10 protein-coding genes and 2 pseudogenes are annotated in these 11705 nt (G+C 63.1%); 10 read left to right on the top strand and 2 right to left on the bottom strand.

Annotated elements, in window-relative coordinates; translation table 11 throughout:
- Positions 1–32: 32 nt before the first annotated feature.
- Positions 33–251 (bottom strand): hypothetical protein, encoded by a 219-nt coding sequence (locus tag H2O14_RS06875; RefSeq protein WP_182827052.1) that lies wholly within the window; start codon positions 249–251, stop codon positions 33–35.
- Positions 252–441: 190 nt separating this feature from the next.
- Positions 442–840: a hypothetical protein gene (locus H2O14_RS06870; RefSeq protein WP_182827051.1), complete on the bottom strand. Its 399-nt coding sequence runs from the start codon at positions 838–840 to the stop codon at positions 442–444.
- Positions 841–1130: 290 nt separating this feature from the next.
- Here H2O14_RS06870 and H2O14_RS06865 point away from each other — a divergent pair, with 290 nt between their 5' ends.
- The 10 genes and pseudogenes from H2O14_RS06865 to H2O14_RS06820 all read left to right on the top strand — a co-directional run bounded on the left by H2O14_RS06865 (position 1131) and on the right by H2O14_RS06820 (position 11702).
- Complete coding sequence (locus H2O14_RS06865; protein ID WP_182827050.1) at positions 1131–2726, top strand: ABC transporter substrate-binding protein; 1596 nt, start codon at positions 1131–1133, stop codon at positions 2724–2726.
- Between the two features lie 90 nt (positions 2727–2816).
- Positions 2817–3819, top strand: a pseudogene (locus tag H2O14_RS06860) (ABC transporter permease subunit).
- 10 nt (positions 3820–3829) lie between these two features.
- Complete coding sequence (locus H2O14_RS06855; protein WP_182827049.1) at positions 3830–4729, top strand: ABC transporter permease subunit; 900 nt, start codon at positions 3830–3832, stop codon at positions 4727–4729.
- A 4-nt stretch (positions 4730–4733) separates the two neighbouring features.
- Positions 4734–5273: a hypothetical protein gene (locus H2O14_RS06850; protein WP_182827048.1), complete on the top strand. Its 540-nt coding sequence runs from the start codon at positions 4734–4736 to the stop codon at positions 5271–5273.
- Positions 5274–5412: 139 nt separating this feature from the next.
- The gene (locus H2O14_RS06845; protein ID WP_182827047.1) at positions 5413–6414 is read left to right on the top strand and encodes an ABC transporter ATP-binding protein; all 1002 of its coding nucleotides are present in this window, start codon (positions 5413–5415) and stop codon (positions 6412–6414) included.
- Positions 6411–7355, top strand: a complete 945-nt coding sequence (locus tag H2O14_RS06840; protein WP_182827046.1) for a dipeptide ABC transporter ATP-binding protein — start codon at positions 6411–6413, stop codon at positions 7353–7355. The genes H2O14_RS06845 and H2O14_RS06840 overlap by 4 nt, the downstream gene beginning before the upstream one ends.
- Before the next feature lie 317 nt (positions 7356–7672).
- On the top strand, positions 7673–8107 hold the full coding sequence (locus H2O14_RS06835) for a hypothetical protein (protein ID WP_182827045.1): 435 nt from the start codon (positions 7673–7675) through the stop codon (positions 8105–8107).
- 198 nt (positions 8108–8305) lie between these two features.
- Positions 8306–9470: pseudogene (locus H2O14_RS29330) on the top strand (cytochrome-c peroxidase); the annotation flags it as partial.
- Between the two features lie 225 nt (positions 9471–9695).
- Positions 9696–10463 carry an SDR family NAD(P)-dependent oxidoreductase gene (locus H2O14_RS06825; protein ID WP_182829291.1) on the top strand — a complete coding sequence of 256 codons (768 nt, stop codon included), beginning with the start codon at positions 9696–9698 and terminating at the stop codon, positions 10461–10463.
- 159 nt (positions 10464–10622) lie between these two features.
- Positions 10623–11702, top strand: a complete 1080-nt coding sequence (locus H2O14_RS06820) for an adenylate/guanylate cyclase domain-containing protein (RefSeq protein ID WP_182827044.1) — start codon at positions 10623–10625, stop codon at positions 11700–11702.
- Positions 11703–11705: the final 3 nt, after the last annotated feature.

The raw sequence follows: 11705 nt of genomic DNA, 5'->3' as shown, positions 1-11705 counted from the left end.
TCCTACGCAGGAGAGAGGCGAGGGGATCGGCCTTACGCGGCCGGGCTCATGCGAAGGGCTGTGACGAGCTGCTGCGGCTCTCGCACGCCATGGCGATAAAGCTGGATCAGGGCCCGGGCCAGACGCCGGCAGGCTTCCTCATTGTCGGAAATCGCGTGTTCGCCGCACAGGCTCGCATAAGCCGAGGCGAGCCGGTCGAGATCGTCTGGCCCGAACATGCCGATGTCCTGTCCGTCGAGTAGATATCGCATGTCCGCCCCTCCTGTTTGGCGCCGCCCGTGACAGCCTGATGCTGATTTGCGGAAACTAACCGGGGAATATGGCGAGACTACGCGCCGGCGCGGTTTCCGCAGAGGAGAATCACCGGAATGCGATTTCGTTCCGACGCAAAAGCGCCCGCCGACCGGGCGGGCGCTTCAAATCATCGCGAAAGAGACGCGATCAGGCCTTCTTCGGCGCGGCGTCGAGGAACTGCGCGCACCAGCTCGGCGCGCCGTCGAGGCCGGCGCGGTCGGACATCGCCTTGATCGAGGTGATCTTGTAGCTGTCGTTGACCGTGAGTTTGACGGTGCAGGACAGATAGCGGGTGGTGGCCTTCTTCTTCGCCTTGCCTTCGCCCTGAGCCGCCACGCGCACGGTCTTGTAGCCGCCCTTCCACACATAGGTCGAAGTCGAGCCGCTGTCCTGGTCGCCTGCCGGCGGTCCGTAGGCGGCGAAAAATTTGCCGGCTTCGGCCCCGACCCAACGCTGGGAGAGCGGATCGGAAGAGATGACGCCGGTCGTGGTGCAGGATGCGAGAAGCGCCGTGACGACGGCGGCAAACGCGAGGCGGAGGGTCATTGAGCTCGATGTCCTTAGAACTGGGCGGCGTGGGCGAACAATCATGGGAGGAGCCCGCGGCGCGCGCTGTTTTGCTGCGGTTTCGCTCTAGCGCGAGCCTGTGCAAAACGGAACGGGAATTTTGGGCTTCGCCTTCGAAAATTCACAAAGAGCGCGGAAATTGTATGCTTTTTGACCTTTTGGAAAATTATTTTCTCAGAACCGCTTGCAATTTAGAAAGGGATACGCTCATTTTTGCCGCAACCACGCCGGCGGATGTCGGCGGGGACAAACCATAGGGGAAAACCAAGATGAAGAAGCTCGCCACGCTGCTTGCAGCGACCGCTCTCGTGTCCACTTTCGCTCTCGCCGCTCAGGCCAAGACGCTCGTATATTGCTCGGAAGCGTCTCCGGAAGGCTTCGACCCGGCGCTCTACACCGGCGGCCAGACCTTCGACGCCTCTTCGCGCACGGCTTATAATCGCCTCGTCGAATTCAAGCATGGCGGCACCGAGCTCGAGCCTGGCCTCGCCGAAAGCTGGACCATTTCGCCGGACGGCCTCGAATACACCTTCAAGCTGCGCGCCGGCGTGAAGTTCCAGACGACCGAATACTTCACCCCCAGCCGCGACCTCAACGCCGACGACGTGATCTTCTCCTTCGAGCGCCAGCTCAAGGCCGATCATCCCTGGCATAAGTATGTCGAAGGCGCCGCTTGGGAATATGCCGCCGGCATGGGCCTGCCCGAAAACGTCAAGGCCGTCGAAAAGGTCGACGACCTCACCGTCAAATTCGTGCTGAACAAGCCGGAAGCGCCGTTCCTCGCCAATCTCGGCATGGACTTCGCCTCCATCATGTCCAAGGAATATGCCGACAAGCTGCAGGCCGACGGCAAGATGGGCCAGCTCAACCAGATGCCGCTCGGCACCGGCCCCTTCACCTTCGTTGCCTATCAGCCCGACGCCGTGATCCGCTACAAGGCCAACGACACCTACTTCAAGGGCAAGGAAAAGATCGACGATCTCGTCTTCGCGATCACCACCGACGCCGCCGTGCGCGCCCAGAAGCTCAAGGCCGGCGAATGCCATGTGATGCCCTATCCGAACGCCGCCGATGTCGCCGACCTCAAGGCTGATTCCAACCTCAACGTCATCGAACAGCCCGGCCTGAACGTCGCCTATCTCGCCTACAACACCACCCAGGCTCCGTTCGACAAGCCGGAAGTGCGCAAGGCGCTGAACATGGCGATCAACAAGCAGGCGATCGTCGACGCCGTCTTCCAGGGCGCCGCCCAGCCGGCCAAGAACCCGATCCCGCCGACCATGTGGTCCTATAACGACAAGGTCGAAGACGACAAATACGACGTCGACGCTGCAAAGGCCGCTCTCGAAAAGGCCGGCGTTTCGGGCCTGAAGATGAAGATCTGGGCCATGCCGGTGTCGCGTCCCTACATGCTCAACGCCCGCCGCGCGGCCGAGATCATGCAGGCCGACTTCGCCAAGATCGGCGTGGAAGTCGAGATCGTCTCCTATGAATGGGCCGAATATCTCGACAAGTCCAAGGCCAAGGACCGCGACGGCGCCGTCATGCTCGGCTGGACCGGCGACAACGGCGATCCGGACAACTTCCTCGACACTCTGCTCGGCTGCAACGCCGTGGGCGGCAACAACCGCGCCCAGTGGTGCAACAAGGAGTTCGACGATCTCGTGAAGAAGGCCAAGGTCACCTCCGACATCGCCGAGCGCACCAAGCTCTATGAAGAGGCGCAGGTCGTGTTCAAGCGCGAGGCTCCCTGGGCGACGATCGACCATTCCGTCGGCTTCACGCCCGTGTCCAAGAAGGTCATCGGCTATCAGATGGATCCGCTCGGCATCCATCGCTTCGACGGCGTGGACATCTCGGAATAATCCGTCACAATCGAAACGGCCCTTCCATGGCGGGAGGGTGATGAGCGGGGAAGCGTGAGCTTCCCCGCTTTCGAACAATGGAAAGAGCCCATGCTGCGGTTTCTTATCGGCAGGCTGGCTGTGCTGATCCCCACTTTCGTGGGCGTCGCCCTGATCGCATTCTCCTTCATCCGTCTTCTGCCCGGCGATCCGGTGATGCTGATGTCGGGCGAGCGCGTCATGGATCCCGAACGGCACGCCCAGATCATGCATGATCTCGGCCTCGACAGGCCCTTCTATGCCCAGTTCGCCGATTATCTCGGCGGCATCGTCACGGGCGATCTCGGAACGTCCATCGTCACCAAGCGTCCGGTGCTCGACGAATTCTTCGCGCTGTTTCCGGCGACCGTCGAACTCTCGCTCTGCGCCATCCTGCTCGCGGTCGCCGTCGGCGTGCCCGCCGGCGTGATCGCCGCCATCAAGCGAGGCTCCTGGGTGGACCAGACGGTGATGGGCGTCGCCCTGGTCGGCTATTCCATGCCGATCTTCTGGTGGGGCCTTTTGCTGATCATCTTCTTCTCCGGCTATCTGCAATGGACGCCGGTGTCGGGCCGCATCTCGCTGATGTATTTCTTCCCGCAGGTGACTGGCTCATGCTGATCGACAGCCTGCTCTCCGGCCAGAAAGGCGCCTTCCAGTCCGCCGTCAGCTATCTCATTCTGCCGACCATCGTGCTCGGCACGATCCCCTGGCCGTGATCGCGCGCCAGACGCGCTCGGCCATGCTGGAAGTGCTGGGCGAGGATTATGTCCGCACCGCCCGCGCCAAGGGGCTGACGCCGTTCCGGGTGGTGGGCGTGCATGCGCTGCGCAACGCCATGATCCCGGTCGTCACCACCATCGGCCTGCAGGTGGGCGTGCTGCTCGCCGGCGCGATCCTGACGGAATCGATCTTTTCCTGGCCGGGCATCGGCAAATGGATGGTCGATGCGGTGTTCAAGCGTGATTATGTCGTCGTTCAGGGCGGGCTGCTGCTCATCGCCGCCGTCATCATGCTGGTCAACCTGATCGTCGACCTGCTCTACGGCTTCCTCAACCCGCGCATCGCGAGATAGGAGAGGGAACATGGCTTTGACAGAAACAAAGACCGCCGTCGCCGCGCCGCCTTCGGCGCTCCGCGAATTCTGGTTCTACTTTTCCCGCAACAAGGGCGCGGTCATCGGCCTCGTCATCTTCGCGATCATCCTGTTCATGGCGATCTTCGCGCCGTTCGTCTCCCCGCATGCGCCGGATGCGCAGGACCGCTCGGTTCTGCTTCTGCCGCCGGTCTGGATGGAGAAGGGCTCGTCGCTGTTCATCCTCGGCACCGACGCGGTGGGCCGCGACATTCTTTCGCGGTTGATCTTCGGCGCGCGCTTCTCGCTGTTCGTCGGCGTGGTCGTCGTCTCGATCTCGGTGATCTCGGGCGTGCTGATCGGCCTGGTCGCCGGTTATTTCGGCGGCAAGGTCGACACGGTGATCATGCGCGTGATGGACATCATCCTGGCCTTCCCGTCATTGCTGCTCGCGCTGGTGCTCGTGGCGGTGCTGGGCCCGGGCCTGGTCAACGCCATGATCGCCATTTCGCTGGTCAATCAGCCGCATTTCGTGCGCCTGACGCGCGCTGCGGTGATGATCGAGCGCGGCAAGGATTATGTGGTGGGTTCTCGGGTGGCGGGCGCCGGCACGACGCGGCTGATGTTTCTCACCATCCTGCCGAACTGTCTCGCGCCGCTCATCGTTCAGGCCACGCTGGCCTTCTCGGCGGCGATCCTGGACGCCGCGGCCCTCGGCTTCCTCGGCATGGGCGCGCAGCCGCCGACGCCGGAATGGGGCACGATGCTCGCCGAAGCGCGTGAATTCATCCAGCGCGCCTGGTGGGTCGTCACCTTTCCGGGGCTTGCGATCCTGATCACGGTGCTCGCGATCAATCTGATGGGCGACGGCCTGCGCGACGCGCTCGATCCCAAGCTGAAGAGGTCGTGATGGCATGAACGCCTGGGTCGGTCCGGCCATTGTCGCAGCGGCGATATCGAGCGTCATCGGCGTCTTGAGCCTCTACCTCAATGCCTGGTTGACGCTGAGACTGGACCGGACCCGACGGCTGGAAAAGGTCAGGGACGTGCAGATTGCCCTGTTGGCGGAAATCCGCGCCGACATTCACAATCTCAAGTTCTTCGATCTGGATGAGAATTTGGCGATGGTGCGGGAAAGCTACGAGACCATTCCAGGCTATTCGGCCAGGCCTTCGCAGCCGCCGCCGATCCTGATGGAAGAGATGATCAAGGCCGAGGTCCAGATTCTTCCGTCATGGGTTATCGATGGTGTCTTTCTCTACCTTAGGCAGAAAAAGACAATCGAGGTGTTCGTCCAGGATATGCGGGGCGATGGCTTCGTTGCGAGATCAAAGGAAACGCAGTTGCTGATGTATGCCGACTACATCGACATGAAAAAGACGGAACTGAAATTTGCGCGCAACGCGCGCGACACGCTGGAGGCCTCGCTCGAAGTGGGCGCGGTCGGTCAGTAGCCGGGGCGGGGCCCTGTGGGGCCTTCGAGCGGCGTCGTGTTGTATGGCGGGATCGGCTTCGATGGCTTCGGTGTGTATGAACGCATGGCGCCGGCTCCTGTTTGACTTGGAAGAATAATATCACAAAGAGGCGAATACAATGCCCTTGCTAGACATACGAAATCTCACCGTCGAATTCGAGACGACCTCGGGTCTGTTTCGCGCCGTCGACGGCGTGTCGCTCGCCTGTGATCGCGGCGAAATTCTCGCGGTGGTCGGCGAGTCCGGGTCGGGCAAGTCGGTGGCCATGCTCGCGGTGATGGGGCTTCTGCCTTGGACGGCGAAGATCACCGCCGACGCCATGCTGTTCGACGGCAAGGATCTCCGCTCCCTGTCGCCGGCGGACCGCCGCAAGATCATCGGCAAGGATGTGGCGATGATCTTCCAGGAGCCGATGACCTCGCTCAATCCCTGCTTCACCGTCGGATTCCAGCTGGACGAGGCGCTGAAGACGCATCTCGGCCTGTCCAAATCCGAACGCCGCGCCCGCTCGATCGAGCTCCTGAAGAAGGTCGGCATTCCCGCGCCCGAAAGCCGGCTCGGCAATTTCCCGCATCAGATGTCGGGCGGCATGAGCCAGCGCGTGATGATCGCCATGGCGCTGGCCTGCAATCCGAAACTGCTGATCGCCGACGAGCCGACCACCGCGCTCGACGTGACCATCCAGGCGCAGATCCTCGATCTTCTCGTGCGTCTGCAGGAGGAGGAGGGCATGGCGCTGGTGCTGATCACCCATGACATGGGCGTCGTCGCCGAAACCGCTCATCGGGTCCAGGTGCAATATGCCGGCCAGAAGGTCGAGGAGCAGCCGGTCATCGAACTTTTCGCCGACCCGCATCATCCTTATACGGCGGCGCTGCTGTCGGCGCTGCCGGAACGCGCCGTCGCCGGCGGCCGCCTGCCGTCGATCGCGGGCGTCGTGCCCGGCGCGCATGACAGGCCCACGGGCTGTCTCTTCTCGCCGCGCTGCAAATTCGCCACAGATCTCTGTCGCCAAACCGCCAAGCGCCAGGGGCCGGAACTCGGCTCGGCGCTGTGCAACTATCCGCTCGTCCACGGCGTCCCCCAGGGCCATCCGAGCAAGGAGGAGGCCTTCGCATGACCATCATCCAGGGAACCGATCTCAAGCGCTATTACGACGTCGGCGGCGGCGCGTTCCGGAAGCCGTCCACCGTCAAGGCGCTGAACGGCCTGAGCTTCTCGCTCGAGGAAGGCAAGACGCTCGCCGTTGTCGGCGAATCCGGTTGTGGCAAGTCCACGCTCGCCCGGCTCGTCACCATGATCGAGACGCCGACCGAAGGCGAACTCACCATCGCCGGCCGGCCGGCCAATGCTTCTGATCGCGAACTCCGCGCCATGGTGCAGATCGTCTTCCAGAACCCCTACGCCTCCCTCAATCCGCGCCAGAAGATCGGCGCGATCCTCGAGGAGCCGCTCAAGATCAACACGAGTGACGACGCGGCGACCCGCAAGGCCAAGGCCGTGGACATGATGACCCGCGTCGGTCTGCGTCCGGAACATTACGACCGCTATCCGCATATGTTCTCCGGCGGCCAGCGCCAGCGCATCGCCATCGCCCGCGCCCTGATGCTCAGGCCCAAGGTGCTGGTGCTCGACGAGCCCGTTTCGGCGCTCGATCTGTCGATCCAGGCGCAGGTGCTCAACCTGTTGATGGACCTGCAGAAGGAAATGGGGCTCGCCTATCTGTTCATCTCGCACGGCCTGTCGGTGGTGCGCCACATCGCCGACGACGTCATGGTCATGTATCTCGGCAAGCCGGTGGAGACGGGCAAGGTCGAGGACGTCTTCGCCCATCCGCGCCATCCCTATACCGCGGCGCTGCTGTCGGCCACGCCGATCGCCGATCCCACCCGCAAGAAAACCCGGATCCAGTTGACCGGCGAACTCCCGTCGCCGCTCAACCCGCCGCCCGGCTGTCCGTTCAATCCGCGCTGCCCGCGCGCCACCGACGAATGCCGCCAGGCGTTCCCGGTCGAAAGCGGCGAGGCGTCGCACCGGTTTTATTGCTATCATCCGCTGTAGAAAGGCGGAGTTTTGTCGGGTTGCATCGCCTTGACCGCGCGCTTTTTAATGGTAATGTCCGGGTAATTTTTTCGCGATAATCTGCTCGCATCAAGGCTAACCGGTCATGACGACATATGAGGATTTTCCAGGCGCGTGGCCCGGCGTCCGCTCAACTGGTGGAGCGCAGCGGTCTGATCGGCTTCGGAGTGGAACATCCGAGCGCGACGCCCCATATATCGTCGGCATCCAAGGCAGCGAGCAAGATGGAAACGACCGTGACCCGTGAAGAGATCGACGCCAAGCTGGAGCGCACGGAAGCGCGCGTCCAGGCGACGGTGGCTGATCTCAAGAGCGAGTTCTCGAAGTTCGAGTCGGGCCTTACCTCTTTCAAGTCGGATTTGAAGGACGAGCTTCGGTCGGTCGACAAACGCATCGAGCAGATTCAGGGCCAGATGGTCTTGATGCAGTCCGAAGTTGCTCAGATGCGCCACTCGCTTCCCAGCAAAGGTTTCCTGGTCGGCACGGCGATTTCGATCGTCGCGGTCATGATCGGCCTTGCCGCCTTCGGCGCATCTCAGTTCGGCAACGGGATCATGGCCGCCAGCACATCGGTCGGCCAGGCCGTCAATGCCGAGAAACTGGCGCAGACCGCGCTGGACGTGTCCAATCGCAACGCCGAGCAACTGAAGCTCATTTCCGGCGATCTCCGGATGATCGCCACGCGGCTTGCCTCGGACCCTGAGTCCGGCCCGCAACCAGCACCGCAATAGCACCTTAGATACCGGCCATCGAAAATCGCAAATCCACCCGATGTTAGGGCTATTTTGACGCGGCTTGCGCGTCAGGCCTTCGCGTCGCCGCAAAAATGTGAGAAAGACACTCATCTTCTTGTTTCCTTGACCGATGTCAGGGACAGGGCCGTTCGTCGGCGGTAACGACGGACGTTTTCTCATTACGGCACGATCATCATGCGTTCGATCAAGATCTGTTCTCTCGCCATTCTGTTGACGGTTCCCGTGGCCGGCGCCGCGATCCATATCGCTGGCGCCAATGCCTATCCGACGCCGGAGAGCCTCGGCGCGGCGCTGTTTCACGACAAGAATCTCTCCTTCAACCGCACCCAGGCCTGTTCGACCTGCCATATGCCCGACATGGGGTTCAGCGATCACAACGAACCCGGCGGCGCCGCCCGTCTCGCGCGGCGACGACAGCAGGTCCTTCGGCGACCGCAACGCCCCCTCCGTCGCCTATACCGCCTTCAGTCCTGCCTTCCGCAAGGACGAGGCGACCGGCGTCTGGCAGGGCGGGCAGTTCTGGGACGGCCGGGCCGCCAAGCTCGAGGATCAGGCCGGCGGTCCGCCGCTCAATCCGATCGAAATGGGCATGCCCGACAAGAAGACGGTGGCCGCCCGCATCCAGGAAAATCCCGATTATATCGATGCGTTTCAGCGGCTGTACGGCAAGGAGGCCCTGTCCACGGACGACAAGGCATTCGCCTCGGTCACCAGCGCCATCGCCGCCTTCGAGCGCGGCAAGGACGTCTCGCCCTTCGATTCCCGCTACGACCGCTATCTGCGCGGCGAGGAAAAATTCACCGACCAGGAAGAGCTCGGCCGCACCCTGTTTTTCTCCAGCCAATTCGCCAATTGCAGCCTTTGCCACGACATCAAGGGCATGGACGGCCGCTATGAGAGTTCGACCTTCTCGAGCCACAAATATTTCAACATCGGTGTTCCAGCCAATGAGGCCGCCCGCGCCAGGAACGGCGTGAAAACAGGCTATGTCGATATCGGCCTCGCCGCAAATCCCGAGGTTGCCGGCGACCCGGCCGAAAAGGGCAAGTTCAAGGTGCCGACGCTGCGCAACATCGCGGTGACCGGCCCTTACATGCACAATGGCGTGTTCAAGGATCTCCGAACCGTAATCTTGTTCTACAACAAGTATAATTCCAAGAAGAAGAGCCGGCAGATCAACCCCGAGACCGGGGAGCGCTGGGCCCCGCCGGAAATCGCCGACAATCTGGCGACCAAGGAATTGGAAACCGGCCCCGGCCTCGACGACAAGCGCATCGACGCGCTTGTCGCCTTCCTGAAGACGCTGACCGACAAGCGTTACGAGCCGCTCCTGGCCAAAGCGCCCGCGCCGACGGGCGCCGGGACGGGCGCAAAGGCCGCCGCCCCTGAACGATTGTCGCCGGACTTCGGGTCCATCATAGATGTGCGCCCTATAATGGTCCGGACCATACCTCGATACATCAGGCTGAGGGACGTTCCTCATTGGCTCTGGACAGGCGGTTTCGTCGCGCATACCTATGGGGCCGACACGCACGCGGCCTGCGCCGCCGAGGGAGGAAAAACCATGTTGACGATACCAGATCTCGCGGGCAAGGCGGTGTTGATCACCGGCGCATCGACCGGCATCGGCGCGGCGCTGGCCCGCGCCTTCGGCGCCCAGGCCGCCAAGGTGATCGTGCATTACAATTCGAGCCCCGACGCCGCCGAAGCCGTGGCCGCCGATATCCGGGCGGCGGGCGGCGAGGCCGCGCTGGTGCGGGGCGACGCATCGATATCGACGGAGATCGCCCGCGTCGTCGAAGAGGCAGCAAGCGCCTTCGGCCGCCTCGACGGCCTCATCAACAATGCCGGCGCGATGGTCGCCCGCGTGCTCTATGAGGATATGACCGACGACTATTACGATGCGGTGATGGATCTCAACGCCCGCTCGGTGGTCGTCGCTTCAAAGGCGGCGATCGTCCATCTCAAGAAGCAAGGCGGCTTCATCGTCAACACCACCTCGGTGGCGGCGCGCACCGGCGGCACGGCGGGCTCGGGCGTCTACGGCTCGTCGAAAGCCTTTGTCGGCGCGGTCACCAAGGGGCTGGCGCTGGAGTTCGGCAAATATGGCGTGCGCGTCAATGCGGTGGCGCCCGGCTTCATCGAGACGCCGTTCCAGGAAAAATACGCATTGCCGGGGCAGGGCGAGAAGGTCGCCGCCGCCGTGCCGTTGGGCCGTCCGGGAACGGCGGAGGATTGCGTCGGCGCCTATCTCTTCCTCGCCTCCGCCGCAATGTCGGGCTATGTCACGGGACAGACCATCGATGTCAATGGCGGCCAGTTCATGCCGTGACGCGGGGCCGACCGCATCTGATCAAGTCGCCGAGTTGACGCGGTTTCGGATTTCCGTACAAGCTTTCGACGGACGCGCATCACGACGGCCGAAGCCCGCCTAGACAGTGGGACGCGACGGAAAGGAGAGCGCCAGCCTGCGGGGCCGGCGCAATGGAACATGGACATAACGCCTCCGAAGAGACTTCGCAGGGAAGCGCTGATCTGGCTGATTGGTCTCATCAGCACGGCGCTCGCCGGCATGCTCTACAGCTATGTGGCGTTCAATTCGGCCATGTTGGGCCTGCTTTATGCGCCTCTCAGCATCATGCCCACGATACTGTTCGAGCGCGGCATGTTCCTCAATCGCCTCAGGCAATGGACAGCGTCGCTGTCGACGCCTGCTTATGTCCTGGCCAAAGTGCTGATCTTCACCGCTTTGTTCATCGTCGGCTCCCGCGTCGCCTCGCTCCTGCACTGGTGGATCGAGGGCGCCGATCCGCGCATCTCCATTCGCCAGCACGCGCCGCCATGGACCGCCTGGGCCTACAGCATGATCGTGGCGCTGTTGCTGTCGGCGGCGCTGCGGGTGCGCGAACTTCTGGGGCGCAGCATCTTCACCGACATCGTGCTCGGCCGCTACCGGCGGCCGGTGGAGGAAAACCGCATTTTTCTCTATCTCGACGTCACCGGCTCGACCGGCTACGCCCAGCGCAACGGCCCGACCGCCGCGGCGAGCTATATCGGGCGTATCTTCAAGATCATGTCGGAGCCAGTGCAGGACTGGGGCGGCGCGATCGACGACTATATCGGCGATGCGGCGCTGGTGTCCTGGCCGCTGCGCGATCCGCTCAACGGCGCGCGCTGCCTGCAATGCGCCTTCGACGTGATCCGCAAGCTCGACAAGCACACGCCCGATACAATCCGCCGCTTCGGCCAGGCCCCGGAAGTGCGCATCCTCATCCATGCCGGCGCGGTGGTGCGCGCCGAAATCGGCGTAGACCACCACAAGATTTCCTATTTCGGCGACACGATCAACATGGTCGGCAAGCTCGAAGGCGAGATCAAGCCGCTCGGTCCCGGCATCTTCGTGACCGAAGACGCGCTGGCGCTCGCCGCCTTGCCCGATCACGCCGAGGCGGCGCCCTGCGGCGAATTCGAAATCAAGGGCCTGGAGCGCGCCGTGGCTTTGAAGACGCTCACCAGCCGCGCCCGCGCCGCCGCCGCGCCCATTCCGATCGGCGGCGCCGCGGCGGCGTAGCGG

Origin of the sequence: Rhizobium sp. G21, assembly GCF_014158035.1 — a bacterium.
GTDB lineage: Bacteria > Pseudomonadota > Alphaproteobacteria > Rhizobiales > Rhizobiaceae > Rhizobium_E.
The sequence above is the reverse complement of the archived record's forward strand: the minus strand, read 5'-3'. Positions and strand labels throughout refer to the sequence as shown.